This window comes from Rhizobium sp. WYCCWR 11146, from assembly GCF_013591995.1.
Taxonomy (GTDB): Bacteria; Pseudomonadota; Alphaproteobacteria; order Rhizobiales; family Rhizobiaceae; genus Rhizobium; species Rhizobium indicum.
In genome coordinates this window covers 18016-36565 of record NZ_JACCEY010000010.1, presented here as the reverse complement: position 1 = coordinate 36565, position 18550 = coordinate 18016, and the positions used below count along the sequence as shown (strand labels likewise).

Genomic DNA, 18550 nt, shown 5'->3' with positions numbered 1-18550 from the left:
TATCGCGGCTCGGTCGACGATTGCAATGACGAAACCGGACGCTATGACCATTCCTCCAACTGAAGCTGTCAGACGAATATAGCGACTTCTCCACCAAACCGACGCTTTAAGAGCGAATTTGATGAATGCAATTGTCATTAGAATCATCCCGACGACTGCTGGAGCGATCGCTACAGAGAAAGCATCCGGACGATAAGCCAGGATGAGGGAACATATTGTAAGGATAGCCGACGCGACGAGCAGCAGAAAAAAACATAGCCATCCGTCTTGCTTTAGGGCGACACGGTCTACCCTGGATTTTTCAGAATACGACCTCAATACACGCTCCCTGAGTTCGCGGAGGCTAGGCCAGAAGCGGTGCGTCCGAATTCTTCAATTAGCCGCGTCGTGGCGTTCGCAAATAAAGTGACGTCATTTCCAATGGCAACGAAGGTTGCACCGAGATCGACGTAGCGCCTGGCAAGCGACAGATCGGCGGTCAGGATTCCAGCAGCTTTCCCATGGGATTGGATGCGCTGAAGGGCCTTCTCAACTTCCTTTTGGACTTCCGGGGCTCCCGGCTTGCCAAGAAAGCCCATGTCGGCTGCGAGATCCGCTGGCCCAATGAACACGCCATCGACTCCGTCGACGGATGCAATTTCATCTAGAGCTGCCAGCCCAGCGCGGCTTTCGATCTGAAGCAAGAGACAGATCTCGTTATTTGCTGTCTGGAGGTAGTCCGGAATCCGGTTGAAACGTGATGCACGGGCGAGCGCTGCACCAACGCCCCGGACTCCGCGCGGGGGATAAGACACGGCTCGCACCAAATTTTCGGCGGCCTCCTTGCTGTCAACCATCGGGATCAGGAGTGTTTGCGCGCCGATGTCAAGCAGCTGTTTTATGATGTATGTCTCGCCGATGGGCGGCCTGATGACCGCGTGACTGGCTGAACCTTTCATCGCCTGCAGTTGAGCGACCAGGAGCGGGATGTCGTTTGGTGCATGTTCGGCGTCAAGAAGGAGCCAGTCGAAGCCGGCGTCGGCTGATATTTCCACCGTATAAGGATTTGCCAAAGCCTGCCAAAATCCGGTTTGTAGGCGCTTTTCCTGAAGCGCCCTTTTGAAGGTGTTGATTGGAGCTGGCATGGTTTCCCCCTATTCGAAATGCAGGCTTACAGTTCCGTAGGGCCCGAAATCGCCTACGATCGTGTCTCCATGACGGGCCTCAATCGGTCGAATGAACGACCCGGCAAGAACGACCTGCCCTGCTTCTATTCCGTCTCCATATTGCGACAGCCGATTGGCAAGCCACGCAACACCACGAGCAGGTTGATTGAGAACGCCTGCACCAAGCCCAGTTTCTTCGACCTCCGCATTGCGAGACACGATGGCGCCCATCCAACGCATATCCAGCTGATCCGGACGCACGGCGCGGCCGCCCGTTACAATGCCGGCGTTCGCAGCATTGTCAGAGATCGTATCGAACACGTTGCGGGCTTTTTTCGTGTGGGGATCCACCCGAAGAATCCGCGTGTCGAGAATTTCGAGGGCTGGAGTGACATAATCGGTGGCATTGAGGACATCGAAGACGGTCACGTTCGGCCCTTTAAGAGGCGCTTTCATGATAAAGGCGATTTCAGCTTCGATCCTCGGCTGAATAAACCGGTCTTTTGGAACGACCGAACTGTCCTCAAAGACCATGTCGTCCAGCAAGACCCCTGAGTCTGGGATGTTGATGTTCAGGGCATATTGCATTGCCTTGGATGTTAGACCAATTTTCCAGCCCACTACCTTACGCCCGTCGGAAACCTTCTTTTTCACCCAGGCGGACTGGATCGCATAGGCATCATCCATCACCATATCCGGATGCTGAAGTGACAGAAGCCCGGTCTGAACGCGCGTCCGTTCTGCTTCGTCCAGCGCTGCAACAGCTGCTTCTATGTCTGGGTGCGACAGCATTTCAGATCCTCTCGTCGGCAATGGTGTTGCGCAACAGACCGATACCGTCGGCCTCGACCTCCACAATATCGCCCGGCTTCAACCAGATTGGCGGATCGAAACGTGCTCCTGCACCGGTAGGTGTTCCGCAGACGATCACGTCGCCTGGCACGAGGGTCGTAAATGTTGATACGTAATTGATGATCTTCCGGAACGAGAAGATCATTCGACTGGTTCGATCACTCTGGCGGACCTCACCATTTACACGCGTTTCGAGCTTGATGTCGGCCAGCTGACTTTCGTCAGCGTACGGAACAATCCATGGGCCAATAGAGCCCGAGGCATCAAAGTTTTTGCCTTGCGTGACATTGAATTTCGCGTGCCGAACCCAATCCCGCAGCGTCCCTTCGTTGCAGATCGAAAGAGCCGCTATATGAGAGAGAGCGTCGCTTTCAGCGATGCGTCGGCCTTCTTTACCGATAACGATAACAATTTCGCCCTCATAGTCGAGCTGAGGGCTCTCCGGCGGCCGGATCAGCGGCTGGTCGTGACCCGTGAAGGATCGCGGGAAGCGGATAAATAGCGACGGGTTGCTGGGCGCTGTCTGCCCATCTTTGTATTCCTCGTTACGGTCAGGGAAATTGACGCCGACGCAGATGATCTTTTCGGGCGACGGAATTGGAATATCCAATGTGACAGCAGCCAAGGGGTAGTCGACGGGAGCCGCTTGACCTTTCTCAGCCAGCATGTCCAACGCACCTGCGGCAATGACTTCGCGCAGGGTCGGAAAACGCGGGCGGAACCTGACGGACAGGTCCACCACGCCATCTTCGCGGATTAGGCCGTAACCCTGGCGACCGGAATTCGAAAAAGATGCAAAACGGGGACGCATACGGACTTTCCTTTATTGTTCTTTTGTTGTGATGCCACCAAGGCATACGTATTTGAGCTCGAGGTAGTCATCGATGCCGTATTTGGAGCCTTCACGGCCTAGGCCGGACGACTTGACGCCGCCGAACGGCGCTTCAGCGGTGGATATCAGGCCGGTATTCACACCAACCATTCCATATTCGAGGGCCTCGGCTACTCGGAATACCCGCGACAGATCCTTGGCGTAGAAATAGGAGGCGAGACCGAATTCCGTGTCATTCGCCTTTTCAATCACATCAGTCTCATTCTCGAAGCGAAAGAGCGGCGCGATAGGCCCAAAGGTTTCTTCGGATGCCACGGCCATGTCTTGCGTGACGCCTGTTAGAACAGTTGCTTCGTAAAAGGTGCCGCCAAGTTCATGCGACTTTCCGCCCTGAACGATGGTCGCGCCCTTCGATACGGCATCCTGAACGTGCTCTTCGACTTTCTTAAGAGCCGCTTCATCGATCAAGGGGCCAAGGGCAACACCTTCATCGAATCCGTTTCCGGTCCGAAGTTTGCTGACGGCTGTGGCCAGCTTGTCAGCGAAGGCGTCATAGACCGCATCCTGAACATACAGGCGATTTGCGCAAACGCAGGTCTGACCATTGTTCCTGAACTTCGCGATCAAGGCGCCTTCAACGGCCGCGTCGAGATCTGCATCATCAAATACGATGAAGGGTGCATTACCGCCCAGCTCCAGACCAAGTTTTTTGATCGTCGGAGCAGATTGACGGTAAAGCTCGGCGCCAACCTCCGTCGAACCCGTGAATGTGAGTTTACGTACGACGGGATTTGAGGTCATCTCCGCACCGATCTCACGAGATGAACCGGTGATCACGCTGAACAATCCTGCCGGCAATCCTGCCCGCTCCCCCAGTACCGCCAATGCGATTGCGGAAAATGGCGTCTGAGCAGCGGGTTTCAGTACCATTGCGCATCCCGCTGCGATTGCGGGGCCTGCCTTTCGCGTAATCATCGCATTCGGGAAATTCCAAGGGGTAATGGCTGCAACGACGCCAATCGGCTGCTTCATCACCAAAATCCGTTTGTCGCGCTGATGCCCGGGAATGATGTCGCCGTTGATACGTCTGGCTTCTTCGGCAAACCATTCGATGAAGCTCGCCCCATAAGCGATCTCACCCTTTGCTTCGAGAAGCGGTTTTCCTTGTTCGAGTGTGAGAATGTGCGCCAAGTCATCCTGGTTGGACATCATTAACTCAAACCATTTCCGCAGGACTATGCTGCGCTCCTTTGCGGTTCGCGCGGCCCACTCCTTCTGCGCTTCTTCGGCGTGTGCGATAGCCGCACGTGCTTCTGCCGCCCCCAGTTTGGGAACGGAGCCGATCTTCTCGCCGGTTGCGGGATTTGTGACCGCAATGGCATCCATCTCGTTTGCTTCGATCCAGTCGCCGCCAATGTAAGCGGCCTGGCGGAATAACGTTGGGTCTTTCAGGTGCATCGCTTGGTCACTCCGTGTGGGCTAAGAGAAAAGGGACACAGGACTTGCCAATGTCCCTCGACGTCTGTGTTCGCAACGAGATCAGGGCGCGATGATCGGTTGAGCCTTGAGAAGCGGCTCCTGGGTTGGAAGGTCGGTGAACAAACTGCCGTGTTCGAACCACGACCTCGGCGCAGGTGCCCCCCACAGTGTCTGACGCTGCGGATCCTTCAGGTCCCATTTAATTGGCTCCAGGTCGGGATCGACAGTCTGGTAGTCCGAGCAGTAAATCTCGATGCGATGGCCGTCTGGATCAAGAATATAGAGGAAGAATGCATTGGAGATGCCGTGACGGCCCGGCCCTCGTTCGATGTTTGCGAGGTATCCAGTGGTAGACATCAAATCGAGGAGATCGATGATGTTCAAAGGTGTTGGGACCCAGAATGCTGTGTGATGCAGTCGCGGGCCGACGCCGTTCGTGAACGCCATGTCGTGGACGCCACCCTTGCGATGCAGCCAGGCGGCAAACAGTTTTTTGCTTTCTGCATCCTCAGTGTATTCCGTAACTCGGAAACCAATGTCGTTGTAAAAGGCTACGGATGCATCGACGTCTGGCGTGAAGCAGTTGAAGTGGTCGATCCGGAGTGGTTTGACCCCGTGATAAAGCGCGTACTTTTGATGGATAGGCGTCAGGCGATCCATCTTGAAGTAGAATTCAAGCGGAATTCCGAAGTTGTCATGGGTGCGAAGTGTACGCCCCTGGAAAGGGCGCTCCACCCATTCCGTCTTATGGTCTTTTGTATCGAAATAGACCTTGGCTTTGTCTAGATCTTCCTCGGAATAGACTTTCAAACCAAGGTAGCTGATTGCCGAAGTATCGCTCTTCTTGAGCACCATGCAGTGATGGCCGCGTTCTTCCATGGCACGCAGGTAGACGGTATCAGAGTCTTCGTCTGTGACCTGAAGGCCGAGCATGTCCACATAGAAGGCACGGCTGGCAGCGAGATCCTTGACTAGGAATTCGACATGGCTAAGGCGGACCGTGTTGAAGGCTGGGTAGAGATTGAATTGCGGGAGCGGCATGTTTTCCTCCTCGGGGCCGAGACAACCCGTGTTCGGCGCTTGTTGTTACGAAGCTGCCGCGTCTTCTATTGACGCGGCCAGAGTGTCGCGAAATTCTGTCAGCCGCCCAATTTCTGGATGGCATGGGCAGTCGTGGCGAAAGCGATGTTCTTGGTTTCCATGTAGAAATCGAACGACCAGTCTCCGCCGTCTCGTCCGATACCGGAATTCTTCACGCCGCCGAACGGGGTCGGCAGGTGGCGGACATTCTCTGAATTGACCCAGATCATGCCAGCCTCGAGTTGGTCGGTCAGCCTGAAAGCGCGCGTGACGTCGGAAGTCCAAAGATAACCGGTCAAACCGTACTGGACATCGTTGGCGATCTTCAAAGCATCCGCTTCGTCTTTGAACGGAATTGCGGTCAGAACCGGTCCAAAGATCTCTTCCTGGGCGATCCGCATTTCATTGTTCGCACCTGTAAAGAGAGTAGGAGCGACGTAGCACCCGCCGCCCGGTCCATCGACCTTGTGGCCACCGGCGGCGACAGTTGCGCCTTCGGCTTTGCCAATCTCGACGTATTCCAGCACTTTACGTTCATGGACAGGGTGGATCAGAGGTCCGACGACTGTCTGCGGATCGAGCGGGTGACCGACCTTGATACGTTTGGCCCTCTCGGCAACCATTTCCGTGAACTTGCCGTAGATGCTTTCCTCGACCAGCAATCGGGATGAGGATGTGCAGCGTTCGCCGTTGAGCGAATAAATCATGAACACGGCAGCATCCGCCGCTCGCTCCAGGTCAGCGTCGGCGAAAACAATAACCGGGTTTTTACCGCCGAGCTCGAAGTGAACGCGTTTGAGCGTGTCGGCACCCTGTTTCATGATCATAGAGCCGGTTCGGCTTTCACCAACAAAACCGATAGCCTTGATCAGTGGATGTTCTGTCAGCGCTTTGCCGGCGTCCTCACCCAAACCATTAACGAGGTTCCAAACACCTTTAGGAAGACCGGCGCTTTCGGCAATCTCGACCAGAAGGCGCGCAGTCAGCGGCGAGAACTCCGCTGGCTTGTGGACGATCGTGCAACCAGCCGCTAAGGCCGGTGCTATTTTCCAGGTCGATAGCATGAAGGGCGTGTTCCAAGGCGTGATCACACCGACCGGACCTATCGGGTTCCGCGTTGTTACGTTCACCTGGCCAGGAATACGGATTGATTTGCCGTCTCTCGCTTCTGGCGCTCGGTCTGCGAAGTAGCGAAAATTCTCTGCGCCGCGTAGTGCGGCCTTGGCCATGAATTTCAGCGACTGTCCGGTGTCCACGCACTCGACGAACGCGATCTCCTCGGCGCGAGCAACGATCGCGTCAGCGATCTTGTGCAGGAGCGCCTTGCGAGCGTCACCAGGCATCGCCGCCCAAGCAGGAAATGCCTCAGATGCAGCTTTGGCAGCACGATCAATGTCGGCCGCTTTGCCATGGGCGACTTGCGCCAGAGGCCGCAAGTCGACGGGCGAAATTGTTTCGAAAGTGGCGCCATCTGAAGCCGGGACAGCTTCTCCGGCAATGTGGTTGAGGACGCCGTCGGCGCGAAACCGAGCAAGATAGGCCTCGGCCTTTTTCTTGTTCTCTTCAAAATTCGTCATGAGATCTCCATTCGAATGCAGCAGCATTCGTTCAGCCAATGGTCCAGTGGTATTTTTTCTAAGTCCCCGCCCGTAGGCGCGCATGCATCGCATTGTCTTTCCAGCTTAAGGCTGGATCGATCTCGCGGACCTCAAGGGAGAGAGCAAAATGGGGCTCGCTGAAAAGGTTCAGCAACTCAGCCTTGACGGCGGCCATGATGGCGTTGCCAACACTTTTCTTTTCTTCGGATGATCTACCCACGCCAATGCGAAAGCTCATATCGATGAACGAATTGCGCTCATCGAGGTCAGCGATCGCGTAGTGATCGCTAAGGAGAACTCGGACGCGTACCGCCCCACGTTCGAACAGCCCACTATCAAGGATCGCTTTATGAACGACTTCACACAGTGAATTAAAATCGACGTGCGGCTTTAGGTTGGCAGACCCTTCAATGATTAAATGTGGCATTATCGCTCCTCCGATACTTAACACGTTAACAATTATTGAGCGTTTGTCAACCCACTGTCGGTGATCTCGGCCTGATCGAATATTGACGGGCCGGTGAATTCTCACTTAGACACCTCATATGGATCAGGATAAAAATCACCCGCGCCTTCTGCGTAGCACCCGTCAGGCACTCCCAATCGCGCTGCTGAAGGCGCGAGAAGCAGTGATGGGTCATTTTCGACCGATGCTTGCGCAGCACAATGTGACCGAGCAGCAATGGCGTGTGCTGCGGCTCTTGAGTGAGCGCGGGCAGATCGACGCCACCGAATTGGCGCAAGGTGCCGCGCTCCTTGCCCCCAGTCTGACAAGGATGATCAAGGCGCTTGAGGACCGTAAGCTCATCAGGACGACCAAGGATTCTGCTGATGGCCGGCGCCTGCTTGTCCGGATTGATGACGCAGGCACTAAACTCCTCGAAGAAGTGCGGCCCGAGAGTCTTAAAATTTATGAAGACCTTGAGCTTCGCATTGGCCACGACAAGATTGAGGCGCTGATTGCACTGCTTAACGAGGTCACCGACAAGGCGACGACGCGTTAGCCCATCCTGGGCACTTGCTTTTTCTCGCTCATTTACTTAACATGTTTAATAATTCAGCGACGGAAACAGGAGGAGTTTTCCCATGGCGGACCAGCAATATAGGCTTGTTATCAACGGCCAGTCGATCGCAACCCAAGGAACATTCGAGGTGCTAAATCCCTCAGATGGCCAAGTCGTGGGGGCAGCGCCAAAGGCAACCGTGTCCCAGTTGGACGAGGCGGTTTCCGCGGCGCAAACAGCTTACGAAATTTGGAGCAAAGCTGACGACGCGACGCGCCAGAAGGCCTGTTTAGCAATCGCAGACACCTTGCGCGATCATGCGGAGGAGCTAGCCCAGCTTCTCACCCTGGAACAGGGAAAACCGCTGAATGGAATGGGCTCCCGGTATGAGCTCGGAGGGGCCGAAGCTTGGGCGCGATACACTGCCGGTCTGGAGCTGCCGGTCAAGGTTTTGCAGGATGACAATCAGGGCCGGGTGGAACTGCACCGCAAACCGGTGGGCGTTGTAGGATCAATTACGCCCTGGAACTGGCCGTTGATGATTGCGATCTGGCACATTGTACCGGCCATACGAACCGGCAACACCGTTGTGATCAAGCCCTCCCCGCTCACCCCGCTGTCCACCATTCGGATGATCGAACTGCTCAACACAGTTCTGCCGGCAGGTGTGTTGAATTGTGTGACGGGTGAAAACGACATCGGGGCTGCAATGTCCTCCCACCCTGGTATTGCCAAAATAGTTTTCACCGGCTCGACCGAGACCGGCAAAAAGATCATGGCAGGCGCCGCGGCGACATTGAAACGCCTGACTCTTGAACTTGGTGGTAATGATGCTGGCATTGTCCTACCCGATTGCGATCCCCGCCAGATTGCCGAGGGACTGTTCTGGGGAGCTTTCATCAATGGCGGTCAAACCTGTGCGGCATTGAAGAGACTTTATGTTCACGAGGACATCTACGAAGACGTCTGCCGTGAGCTGACAAGCTTTGCAGCGACAGTTAAAGTCGGTGATGGACTTTCGGAAGATAGTATCCTGGGCCCGGTCCAGAACCGCATGCAGTACCAGAAGGTCAAAGATCTGGTGGAAGATGCGAAGGGGCGTGGCGGGCGCATTCTCATTGGAGGGGATTCGGACGACAACGCTCCTGGAAATTTCTATCCCGTGACGCTCGTCGCCGACCTTAATAACGGCGACCGTCTGGTAGATGAGGAACAGTTTGGACCGGCCTTGCCGATCATCAAGTATTCTGATCTCGATGAAGTTATCAGACGTGCGAATGACAATCCGAACGGCCTTGGTGGTTCTGTCTGGGGCAGAGACATTGAGAAAGCAAAGAAAGTGGCAAGTCAGTTGGAATGTGGGTCCGTATGGATCAACAAGCACGGAGCTATCCAGCCGAACATCCCGTTTGGCGGGGTGAAGGGCTCCGGGCTTGGCGTTGAATTTGCTGAAGAGGGCTTGGTCGAATACACGACAATTCAGGTCATTTTTCAGTAAGAGACGGGTTGCCAGATACAGAAAAGGGACGCCGACGAAGTCGGCGTCCCTTTTCTTATGTCTTTCCGGGATTGGATGCCCGAATTCTGCCGAGAGGAGACCTGTTTCGCCAGTTTGGCTTCAAGCGATCTCCGATAGGAACCGTTGAGCACGTTCGGTCTTTGGGTTGTCGAGAAAATCGTTCGAAAGCCCCTCCTCGATGATTTCGCCGCTTTCGAGAAACACAATGTGGTTGCCGACTGCCCGCGCAAAGCCCATTTCGTGCGTGACCACGACCATAGTCATTCCTTCCTTGGCGAGATCTTGCATCACCGCCAAAACGCTTCCTCGCAACTCGGGATCAAGGGCTGACGTAGGTTCGTCGAACAACATCGCAAGCGGTTTGGTGGCGATGGCTCGTGCGATGGCAACCCGCTGTTTCTGACCGCCCGATAGTTGCCCGGGGTAGTGTCCTTCCCTGTCAGCCAGCCCGACCTTTTTGATCTCCTCGCGCGCAATCTCACGCGCCTCGTCTTTGGACATGCCTTTGCTGTGCACCAAACCGCACATCACATTCTCCAGAACGGTCATGTGTGGGAAGAGATTGAAGTGCTGAAAAACCATGCCCGTTTCCCGGCGGAGCCGTTGAAAATCACGGCTGTAACGGCGCTCTTTCGAGCGTGTCGCAAAGTAGGCTTTGGCATCCCATTCTACAGAGCCCACCCGTAGTTGGCCCTCGTCGGGAATGTTAAGCAGATTCAGGCATCTCAGAAGAGTGCTTTTGCCTGATCCACTGGGTCCGAGCAGGACAACGACATCGCCCTCGAGGACGTCAAGCGACACCGAATTCAGCCCCCTCACATTGGGAAGGGCACGACTGGGGAACCACTTGCTTGCATTCCGCAGTGAGATGACTGTTTTTCTTTCTTCCGAATTTTCCATGTTCCGCTCCCTCGAAGAAGCGGGGCAGCCGTTCGGCCGCCCCGACACGAATCTTATGCTGCAACTTTGAGAGGGCTACCGCCTGGACCAACCGCAAGATAAGGCAGTCCTGCAGCAATCGCATCCTTGCCAACATACTCGCGGAATACGGAGTTGAGGATTCCGCCCGCTGCATTGAAAAGCAACCAGTTGGTCACGAACATGTACATCTTCATGTCGCCTGTCGGCATGAAGAAGGTGTTGTGATCAACATAAGCCGGCTCCTTGCCAATAATTTGGAGCGCGACTCCCTGCTTCTTGGTGTTCACGATAGTGAACAGCGACTGCAAGGTTGCGTTCGCGCGTCCTGACATGACCTGACCGATGGCGCCCGTCTGGTCAGGGAATACCGACACATTTGCATTCGGATAGAGCGCCCGGATCTTCGCTTCCTGCGAGCTTCCCTGAAGAGCGGCGAACTTGAAATCCGGCGAGTTCATCTGGTCGAAAGTCAAGTCTGTCGCGTCACGACCAACCACGTAGACCGGTTGGAATGTCACGGCACAGCCTGCAAACCAGCCACGTAGCGAACGGGACGGCAAGATGGTTCCGGTTGTCATTATATCGGCACGGCCGGATTCGACGGCTGCAAACATCTGACCGAAATCCATGTCCGCGAATTCGACTTGGATATCGGGCGAGACATCTTTCATCATTCGCCGAATGAGGGCGATTTCGTAGCCGTCCGGCTCACCCTTGTCATTGATGTACAGGTTAGGCGGATATTTGAGGCTCGCCGCAACCACGATTTTTTTGGTGCGGATCGCTTTGTCCAGGACGGATTCCTTGGCTGCATCCTGCGCGGCCGCAGGTGTCGTCGCACCAAGTGCAACAGCAGCTGCACCGCCAGCGAACAAACCTGCTGTCAGTAGCGAACGGCGGTTTGCCTGCATTCCATTATCGTGCTTCGTATCCATGAGCATTCCCCTTGTTGTTTCCACAATGAAATTTTCGGCCTGGAACCCACGATCCGTGGGGTACAGCTTTTGCTAGGCGGTAAGACCGCCATCGACTGTCAGCTGCGCGCCATTCACGTAGCTGGCATCCTCACTCGCCAAGAAAAGCGTGGCTTTGGCGATTTCTTCGTATGTCCCAAGGCGACCGAGAGGGACCGTCGGTGCAAAGCGCTGGTCACGTGCTGCGACCTGTTCGGCCGACATGCGGGTCAATCTGTCTGCCATGACACTTTCAAGGACGCCGGGGCAGATCGCATTCGCGCGAATCCCTTTTGCTCCATAGTCCCGGGCGATGGTACGCGTCAGCATAATCAACCCGGCTTTCGAGACGCCGTATACCGCCTCAGCTGTCGAGGCACGTTGGCCCGCGATAGAGGCCGTGTTGACGATCACACCCTTGCCCGCCTCGACCATGTGCGGAATGGCTTCCCGGCAGAAGAGATAGGCTGACTTCAGATTTATGTCCAAAGCCTGTTGCCACATTGCGGGATCGGTTTGCGAGATCGTACCTGTAGGATTGATACCGGCATTGTTGATCAAGATGTCCAGGGATGAGAAGCGTGACCGGGCCAGTTCGACTGCTTGCTGTGAGGTTTCCTCCTGGGAAACATCGCCAACGAGTTCGACGACGTCCGCTCCCTCTCCGCGTAGAAGCAGCACCAAGTTCTCCAGCTGATCTTTTGCGCGATCAACAAGAACAAGCCTCGCGCCTTCATTCGCCAGTGCCTGCGCAACGGCGCGCCCGAGCCCACTTGCGACCCCCGTTACGAGGACCGTTTTTCCTGAAAACCGCATTTCTAACTTCCCATTATTTGCTTTTCTCGCGACCGATTGGGATCGCTTTTTGACATCTATGACCTGAATCTATCTGTCTTGCAATATGAAATCATATATGATGTTGACGAAGCCGGCGCTCAGGTTTATCGATTGAGCCATATCGAAAAAGAAGCCGAGCAAAAAAAAGGGAACGTCATGAACCTCGATTTCTCGATCATTCTGGCGCAATGGCCCCGCTTTCTATGGGGTTTGGGCTATGATCTTTACTTTGCACTGGCTGGCTTTGCGCTCGGCTGCCTTATCGGGTTTCTTTCGTATTTGGGATCCGCCTCACGCTCACGGATAGCTAGAGCAGTGTCGTACACCTACGTGCAGATCGTTAGAGGCCTGCCGATGTACCTGCTGCTGCTGTGGATTTACTTCGGGCTCGCAACGAAATTCGGCTTGGCACTAACGGGGCCCCAAGCGATAATCATCGCCATCGCCATTATGAGCTCGGCATTTGCTTCCGAGATTTTCAGGACCGGCTACAATTCGATTGACGTCGGCCAGATCGAAGCCGGCAAGGCACTCGGCCTTTCCGACTTCCGGATCAATCGCACTATCCTTTTTCCACAGGTCGTTCGGGTTGTGATCCCGCCCCTGCTGAACGTCTTCGTGATCTGCTTTAAGGCGGCGACTTACGCCGCAGTGGTCGCTGTCCCGGAACTCGTCTTTACGGCCCAGGACATCAGTCTCAACCAATATAGGCCGTTCGAAGCCTACATCTCGGTCGCCGCCCTACTCATCGCGACGATGCTGGTTTTATCTTCGCTGGTCAAAGTCGTCGAAAACCGTCTCAATGAAGGCAAAGGGGCTTGAACGCATGAATAGCTGGTATCCTGTACTCAACCACCTGCCCGACATGCTCTACGGGCTTCGGTTCACATTCTTGATCGCGATCATATCGCTCGCTCTTTCAATGGTCTTTGGAGGGCTCGTGGTATCCCTTCTCAGGAGCAAATCTGCAGGCATCCGAGCGATAGGGTTTCTCTACATCCAGGTCTTCCGCTCGCTATCGCCCTACGTCTACGTACTTCTAGTCTACTTCGCTCTGGCCGGGGCGACAGGTTGGAAGATGGACCCTCTTACGGCCGCCATCATTTCCTTGACCTTGCTGAACACGGCTTACGTTGCGGAAATCTACCGCTCCGTGTTGCTCACCATTGATGGTGGACAATGGGAAGCGGCTGCCGCCATGGGTCTCTCATCTTGGAAAACCAACTCGATCATTATCTGGCCGCAGGCCCTTCGCACCGCAATCCCGCTGCTCCTCAACCAGTTCATCGTGATTTTGAAGGATTCCGCTATCGTGGGGATAATTGGCGTTAAAGACATAGTCTACATCGCAAACGCTCAGGCCTCGATCACATACAAGCAGTTTGAGTATCTGACCGCGGTCGGCCTCATCTTCATCGTCATTGTTTTCGTCCTCTCAAGGCTAAGCATGATCCTCGAGCAGCGACTGGCCTGGAAGCACTAGGCCTTGCCGAAGCCATGTGAAGTCTTTAGGTCGAATGGAAATCAAATCTGATTTTCAATTTGATTATCGCTGGAGAGTGACGGATGGCAAAGTTGGTGGCAAACGCCACAGAGGCTAAAAGCAAGCAGCAACTCGCTTACGGTTACATCAAAGATGGTATCGATCGCGGTCTGTATGCCCCGCGTCAGCGACTCGTTATCGACACGCTCGCTAAAGAATTGTCTGTCAGCCCGGTACCGGTACGAGAAGCCATTAGGCGCCTAGAGGCGGAAGGACTCGTCATATTCAGTAAGAATTCCGGCGCAATCGTTGCTGGCGCTGATCCGGATCTCTGGGCTGAACAGATGGAGCTTCTGGCGCTCCTAGAGGGCTACGTGACGGGAGCTGCCGCGCCAAGAATAACGGATCGGGATGTGGCGCAACTTGAAGAAATAAACGAACGTATGGAAAAGTCCCTCGTTTCGTTCGATCTATCGGGTTGGACGCAAGGAAACTTGGATTTCCATGCCGTCATAAATAAACGGTGCCCCAATGAAACGATGGTTGAGCAGATCGCACAACTGCGCTCTCGTATCGCAATGATCAACCGCTTCCTTCAGCCGAGAACCGAGGCACCGATTCTCCACACTCTTGGAAAGGACAGTGGGCGGTCGACTCTCCAAGGTCATGAATGGATTATAGCCGCCTACCGTTCAAGAAAGTCGCCCGCAGAGATCGAAGCACATGTGCGAGCGAATATCGTTTTGCTCACCAAGGAAACGCATCGCAATCTCGTAAACAACCACGACCAGCGTTTGAGCAGGTCAGTCGGATAAAACTATGAAACAAATGCAGTATGATGTCGTCGTGCTCGGTAGTGGTGGTGCAGGACTACTCGCGGCTCTCTCAGCTGCATCCCAAGGCCTGACCGCCGGCGTATTCGAGAAATCCCATCTCATCGGTGGCACCACTGCGATCTCCGGGGGTGGCATTTGGATACCAAAAAACCATGTGATGCAAAAATACGGTTTTGAGGACGTTGAGGCAGACGGCATCACCTATCTGACGCGACTGACTCTTGGCGAGGTCGACAACAGCCTTCTGATCGATTTTCTGAAAACCGGGCCTGATATGTTGTCGTTCCTGGAAGAGCAGTCAGAGCTGCGTTTCTTCAGTGTAGATCGCCCCGACTACCATCCTGGCTGGCCCGGCGCACGTGCCGGCCGTTCGGTCGAGCCGCTACCATTCGAGCCAGCAATGGACGAGACGTTGTTTAAGACGCTTCGGTATTCGCACTTGCGTCAGCCCGTGACCTCGACAGAGGGTCGGAAAGGACTGACGCCAGAAATAATCGAAGACCGTCAGAAGCGTCGAATGAGAACGCAAGGCGCCGCCTTGGTCGCCGGGCTAGCGCAGGCATGCGCGAGACTAGGTGTTCAGTTTCACCTTAACGAAGCCGCTATAGGTCTCTCGTTTGACGGAGATCGCTGTGTAGGGGTCGAAACCGTTTCCGGGTTGATATCTGCCCGGCTCGGCGTCGTCCTCTCCACCGGCGGATTCGAGTGGAATTCGTCCCTCGTTTCGGCTTACCTGCCCGGATTTTCGAGTGTACCGACCACACCGCCTGGTAATGAAGGAGATGGCCTGCGACTTGCTCTTCGAGCTGGCGCCGCTGTCGCCAATATGACGGAAGCATGGTGGACAGCTGCATATCGAATTCCAGGGGATGCTCTTGATGGACAACCACTGACGCGCAACATGGTGCGCGAACTTGCTTTGCCAGGCTCCATCATGGTCAACCAGAAAGGAGAGCGTTTCGTAAACGAAGCAAGCTCATACAATGACCTCGGCATGGCGTTCAACACGTTTGATCCTGGTTCTTTCTCTTACCCGAACCGTCCCGCCTGGCTGATTTTCGACCACACGTTCAAGTCGCGCTATGCTGTCGCCTCTGTCTCCCCGCAACAGGCCGCACCCGAATGGATGGTCAGTGCGGGATCGATTGCCGAACTCGCTGAGAGACTTGGCGTTTCGGTTGAAGGTCTCACCGAAACAGTCGATCGATTCAATGTGAATGCTCGTGAGGGCACTGATCCAGATTTCGCGCGAGGTGATGATGTTCACGGCCTTTATTATGGAGATCCGGGGCACGGCCCGAACCCCTGTGTGGGGCCGCTCGATGCTGCTCCCTTTTACGCAGTAGAAGTTCTACCGGGAAACAACGGCACAAAGGGCGGGTTGAAGACGACATCTCGCGGTAAGGTCGTTCGTGAGGACGGATCCGCGATTGATGGACTCTTTGCGTGCGGCAATGTTGCAGCAAGTATATTCGGAAAAGGATACCCCGGCCACGGTGGTTCGCTCGGTCCGATCCTGACGGCGGCATACACTGTCGGTTTGGAAGTCGGCGCCAATCAGCGCCGATGATCCCTCCGTTTAGGACCATTCATTCCTCAAGCCCTGGAATTGGGTAAGGATGGACTGAAACCCGCGTGCCGTTAGAAACCGTATCGAGGCTGGCAACATCGTCATTATCGAGGATCAACTCGAGAGCGGCAAGATTGTCGCGCTGATGGGCCGGATCGTGTGCGCCTGGGATCGCGTGGACGTTGGGTTGTCGAACTAGCCAAGCTAGCGCCACTTGCTGCCAACTCACGCTGTACTTGGCAGCTATTTTCTTCAAAACCGGGTGCTGTCCGTAGATCCCCCTGGCCAGTGGGCAGTGCGCAACCGCAGCAATTTCTGCCCCCTTCATCATTTGTAGAAGACTTCTCTGGCGCAGGCCCAGATGCATTTCAATTTGATTGCAAGCCAACGGGACAGGCGTCACTCTTACCGCATCTTCGAGAAGCTGTTGTGGGAAATTAGAGACTCCGACCCTTTTTGCGAGACCGGCTTCAACGAAACTTGCCAACTGCATCAGCGGCTCCTCGATCCGCAGGTCTTTTGGAGGCCAATGCATCAAGACCAAGTCGACGTAGTCCGTCTGTAAATTCTCGAGGCTAATTTCAAGTGATCGTTTCATTGCGTCGGGTTGCAACTCTGTGTGCCAAATTTTCGTCGTTACCACGATGTCTTTGGATGATATCCCGCTTTCCCGGACCGCTTTTCCGACCTCCCGCTCATTACCGTAAAAGGCTGCAGTGTCTATCAAACGATACCCTACCTCAAGCGCGTTACTAACCGCGTCTACGCATACATCGCCCTGCAGAGACCACGTTCCTAGTCCAATCTTCGGCAAGAAGCTGTTGTTCATGTCGGTATCCTCGAAAGTCGTTAAGACACCGCAATCGTGTCTCAGTTCGGAAATGAATGAGACCCACTATTGACAGGTCGCCACATGATTAATATGTTAAATATTCGTTGTGAACGCTGTGGCTGAAGCTTCGTTGGGAACTGGCGTCAAAGGATAGTAAGCCGACTAAACGGTTTTCGACGCTTCCTGTGGAGGGAACCGATGCCTAATTGCCACGCAATGCAAATCAATGAGTCAATGGACGCAATCGGAGGAGATTTTGATCCTCGAAAGCGCTCTTAACTCTCACTGGTATCCATGCGGGAACACGATGTCTTGATCAACAAGCACATTGAACTTGTACCCTGGCCTGATCTCCAGTGTGGGCTGAACATCCATGTTCCTTTGTATCGTCCTGTCAGCGACGCGCCCGAACGTTTCTGCGAAGTTCCGCCGCGTCGCATCCGAGGCCGTGTCCTGGGTCGCGAGCGTCGAGCTTTCCGGAACGGCCATGTCGATACCTGTCCCGATCAGAGCAATCAGCACGGCTGAGCCGAACGTTTTCAAATAATGGTTGTTCACCTTGTCGCTGAATCCGCCATATCCTTGCGCATCCGTCCCCGACATGCCGCCGATCTGTAAAGTCGAGCCGTTCGGGAAGATGATGTCGGTCCACACGACGAGAACACGTTTCTGTCCGAAGGACACCTTGCTGTCATAGCGACCGAAGAGCTTCGTTCCTTGCGGAATGAGCAGACGATGCCCTGTCGCGCTGTCGTAGACGTTCTGGCTCACCTGGGCGGTGATCCGCCCCGGCAGATCTGAATTGATGCCAGTGATCAGTGTTGCCGGAATGACCGAGCCGCGCTTCAGCTCGAAGGGCGATTGTTGGGGCACGACACGGTTCGGCAGGTAGCCAAGCTCTTTCAGGTCGGCATTGAGGAAGTCTTCCTTGGCGCCTTGGGCATTGGGATCAACGTTTTGACCACCGAGCCCGGCGCGCAACGCGGCCGCATAGAGATCGGGAGAGCTTCGGGTGTTTGTCGGAACTGTCGATGCTCTTGCCGCCGTGTCGGCGGTCGCATCATTCGTCTCAGCACGGGCTTCCAGCTTGCTGCGATCGATGGCAAGCGGCGCATCATACGCAGCGTTGTTCGCCTGTAGGCGGGCCATCCGCTGGCGCTGCTGTTCCCGCAGAACCTGTTCCTGTTGTTCCCGCTGAAGACGAGCCCGCCAGACCGCTTCCGCTTCGAGGTCCTGACCGCGCTGCTGCACCTCGTGTTGCCCCGGCTGCGGCGTGAAGGGATTACTGGCCTTTTCATCGACCTGTTTTGTTTCGACCGGCGTCGGCTGGAAGGTGGTCTGCTGCTGTGGCTCGCCGATGATACCGTCGGTGACACCGCGTTTGATCTGGTCGGCGTAGGTGGAAGCGGGATTGCCTGAACTGGTCTCCGGGCCGCTGTCCTTGCCGAAGTAGAGCCCACGCGAGGCAAGCCCGTAAAAGATGACGCCAAGGAACGCGAGCGCAAGAACGATGATGACAACGACTGGCAGGCGGTTGATCCGCCGGATAGTGGATGAGGCCTGGCTGTTTGGGGCGCCGCCGAGATTGAGAGATTGCACCATATGATCC

The 18550-nt window shown here is 55.1% G+C and carries 18 protein-coding genes; 6 read left to right on the top strand and 12 right to left on the bottom strand.

The annotated features are described in order from the left end of the window. Positions 1-314: 314 nt before the first annotated feature. From hpaI to HX899_RS06235, 7 genes are all read right to left on the bottom strand, one after another. Positions 315-1124 carry a 4-hydroxy-2-oxoheptanedioate aldolase gene (gene hpaI / locus HX899_RS06265; RefSeq protein WP_181291886.1) on the bottom strand — a complete coding sequence of 270 codons (810 nt, stop codon included), beginning with the start codon at positions 1122-1124 and terminating at the stop codon, positions 315-317. 9 nt (positions 1125-1133) lie between these two features. Then, the gene (hpaH, locus tag HX899_RS06260; RefSeq protein ID WP_181291885.1) at positions 1134-1937 is read right to left on the bottom strand and encodes a 2-oxo-hept-4-ene-1,7-dioate hydratase; all 804 of its coding nucleotides are present in this window, start codon (positions 1935-1937) and stop codon (positions 1134-1136) included. 1 nt (position 1938) lies between these two features. After that, complete coding sequence (locus tag HX899_RS06255; protein ID WP_181291884.1) at positions 1939-2808, bottom strand: fumarylacetoacetate hydrolase family protein; 870 nt, start codon at positions 2806-2808, stop codon at positions 1939-1941. Between the two features lie 12 nt (positions 2809-2820). Continuing rightward, positions 2821-4287, bottom strand: coding sequence for an NADP-dependent succinate-semialdehyde dehydrogenase (gabD, locus tag HX899_RS06250; RefSeq protein ID WP_181291883.1), 1467 nt, complete (start codon positions 4285-4287; stop codon positions 2821-2823). An 81-nt stretch (positions 4288-4368) separates the two neighbouring features. Continuing rightward, on the bottom strand, positions 4369-5349 hold the full coding sequence (hpaD, locus tag HX899_RS06245; RefSeq protein ID WP_181291882.1) for a 3,4-dihydroxyphenylacetate 2,3-dioxygenase: 981 nt from the start codon (positions 5347-5349) through the stop codon (positions 4369-4371). 98 nt (positions 5350-5447) lie between these two features. Continuing rightward, positions 5448-6965, bottom strand: a complete 1518-nt coding sequence (hpaE, locus tag HX899_RS06240; RefSeq protein WP_181291881.1) for a 5-carboxymethyl-2-hydroxymuconate semialdehyde dehydrogenase — start codon at positions 6963-6965, stop codon at positions 5448-5450. 58 nt (positions 6966-7023) lie between these two features. After that, positions 7024-7413 (bottom strand): 5-carboxymethyl-2-hydroxymuconate Delta-isomerase, encoded by a 390-nt coding sequence (locus HX899_RS06235; protein ID WP_181291880.1) that lies wholly within the window; start codon positions 7411-7413, stop codon positions 7024-7026. 118 nt (positions 7414-7531) lie between these two features. Between HX899_RS06235 and hpaR the strand changes: the two genes are divergently transcribed. Both hpaR and HX899_RS06225 read left to right on the top strand, forming a co-directional pair. Next, on the top strand, positions 7532-7990 hold the full coding sequence (hpaR, locus tag HX899_RS06230) for a homoprotocatechuate degradation operon regulator HpaR (RefSeq protein WP_181291879.1): 459 nt from the start codon (positions 7532-7534) through the stop codon (positions 7988-7990). 82 nt (positions 7991-8072) lie between these two features. Further along, complete coding sequence (locus HX899_RS06225; protein WP_181291878.1) at positions 8073-9488, top strand: aldehyde dehydrogenase family protein; 1416 nt, start codon at positions 8073-8075, stop codon at positions 9486-9488. 120 nt (positions 9489-9608) lie between these two features. Here the strand turns inward: HX899_RS06225 and HX899_RS06220 are convergent, their stop codons facing one another. The 3 genes from HX899_RS06220 to HX899_RS06210 all read right to left on the bottom strand — a co-directional run bounded on the left by HX899_RS06220 (position 9609) and on the right by HX899_RS06210 (position 12199). Then, entirely contained in the window at positions 9609-10409 is an 801-nt protein-coding gene (locus HX899_RS06220) for an amino acid ABC transporter ATP-binding protein (RefSeq protein WP_181291877.1), read from the bottom strand. Positions 10410-10462: 53 nt separating this feature from the next. After that, the gene (locus HX899_RS06215) at positions 10463-11365 is read right to left on the bottom strand and encodes an ABC transporter substrate-binding protein (RefSeq protein ID WP_181291876.1); all 903 of its coding nucleotides are present in this window, start codon (positions 11363-11365) and stop codon (positions 10463-10465) included. 72 nt (positions 11366-11437) lie between these two features. Beyond that, positions 11438-12199 carry an SDR family NAD(P)-dependent oxidoreductase gene (locus tag HX899_RS06210; RefSeq protein ID WP_181291875.1) on the bottom strand — a complete coding sequence of 254 codons (762 nt, stop codon included), beginning with the start codon at positions 12197-12199 and terminating at the stop codon, positions 11438-11440. 132 nt (positions 12200-12331) lie between these two features. Between HX899_RS06210 and HX899_RS06205 the strand changes: the two genes are divergently transcribed. From HX899_RS06205 to HX899_RS06190, 4 genes are all read left to right on the top strand, one after another. Beyond that, a complete protein-coding gene (locus tag HX899_RS06205; protein WP_210273705.1) occupies positions 12332-13042 on the top strand; it encodes an amino acid ABC transporter permease in 711 nt (236 codons plus the stop codon). Positions 13043-13046: 4 nt separating this feature from the next. After that, positions 13047-13703: an amino acid ABC transporter permease gene (locus HX899_RS06200; protein WP_181291873.1), complete on the top strand. Its 657-nt coding sequence runs from the start codon at positions 13047-13049 to the stop codon at positions 13701-13703. An 83-nt stretch (positions 13704-13786) separates the two neighbouring features. Further along, on the top strand, positions 13787-14518 hold the full coding sequence (locus HX899_RS06195; RefSeq protein ID WP_181291872.1) for a GntR family transcriptional regulator: 732 nt from the start codon (positions 13787-13789) through the stop codon (positions 14516-14518). Positions 14519-14522: 4 nt separating this feature from the next. Next, entirely contained in the window at positions 14523-16109 is a 1587-nt protein-coding gene (locus HX899_RS06190; protein ID WP_181291871.1) for an FAD-binding protein, read from the top strand. Between the two features lie 19 nt (positions 16110-16128). Here the strand turns inward: HX899_RS06190 and HX899_RS06185 are convergent, their stop codons facing one another. After that, positions 16129-16938 (bottom strand): aldo/keto reductase, encoded by an 810-nt coding sequence (locus tag HX899_RS06185; RefSeq protein ID WP_181291870.1) that lies wholly within the window; start codon positions 16936-16938, stop codon positions 16129-16131. Positions 16939-17223: 285 nt separating this feature from the next. Continuing rightward, entirely contained in the window at positions 17224-18543 is a 1320-nt protein-coding gene (gene trbI, locus HX899_RS06180) for an IncP-type conjugal transfer protein TrbI (protein ID WP_181291869.1), read from the bottom strand. Positions 18544-18550 lie beyond the last annotated feature (7 nt).

Coding starts and splice junctions, on each gene's coding strand:
- hpaI (WP_181291886.1), bottom strand. CDS start 1,124: ATGCCAGCTCCAATCAACACCTTCAAAAGGGCGCTTCAGGAAAAGCGC.
- hpaH (WP_181291885.1), bottom strand. CDS start 1,937: ATGCTGTCGCACCCAGACATAGAAGCAGCTGTTGCAGCGCTGGACGAA.
- HX899_RS06255 (WP_181291884.1), bottom strand. CDS start 2,808: ATGCGTCCCCGTTTTGCATCTTTTTCGAATTCCGGTCGCCAGGGTTAC.
- gabD (WP_181291883.1), bottom strand. CDS start 4,287: ATGCACCTGAAAGACCCAACGTTATTCCGCCAGGCCGCTTACATTGGC.
- hpaD (WP_181291882.1), bottom strand. CDS start 5,349: ATGCCGCTCCCGCAATTCAATCTCTACCCAGCCTTCAACACGGTCCGC.
- hpaE (WP_181291881.1), bottom strand. CDS start 6,965: ATGACGAATTTTGAAGAGAACAAGAAAAAGGCCGAGGCCTATCTTGCT.
- HX899_RS06235 (WP_181291880.1), bottom strand. CDS start 7,413: ATGCCACATTTAATCATTGAAGGGTCTGCCAACCTAAAGCCGCACGTC.
- hpaR (WP_181291879.1), top strand. CDS start 7,532: ATGGATCAGGATAAAAATCACCCGCGCCTTCTGCGTAGCACCCGTCAG.
- HX899_RS06225 (WP_181291878.1), top strand. CDS start 8,073: ATGGCGGACCAGCAATATAGGCTTGTTATCAACGGCCAGTCGATCGCA.
- HX899_RS06220 (WP_181291877.1), bottom strand. CDS start 10,409: ATGGAAAATTCGGAAGAAAGAAAAACAGTCATCTCACTGCGGAATGCA.
- HX899_RS06215 (WP_181291876.1), bottom strand. CDS start 11,365: ATGGATACGAAGCACGATAATGGAATGCAGGCAAACCGCCGTTCGCTA.
- HX899_RS06210 (WP_181291875.1), bottom strand. CDS start 12,199: ATGCGGTTTTCAGGAAAAACGGTCCTCGTAACGGGGGTCGCAAGTGGG.
- HX899_RS06200 (WP_181291873.1), top strand. CDS start 13,047: ATGAATAGCTGGTATCCTGTACTCAACCACCTGCCCGACATGCTCTAC.
- HX899_RS06195 (WP_181291872.1), top strand. CDS start 13,787: ATGGCAAAGTTGGTGGCAAACGCCACAGAGGCTAAAAGCAAGCAGCAA.
- HX899_RS06190 (WP_181291871.1), top strand. CDS start 14,523: ATGAAACAAATGCAGTATGATGTCGTCGTGCTCGGTAGTGGTGGTGCA.
- HX899_RS06185 (WP_181291870.1), bottom strand. CDS start 16,938: ATGAACAACAGCTTCTTGCCGAAGATTGGACTAGGAACGTGGTCTCTG.
- trbI (WP_181291869.1), bottom strand. CDS start 18,543: ATGGTGCAATCTCTCAATCTCGGCGGCGCCCCAAACAGCCAGGCCTCA.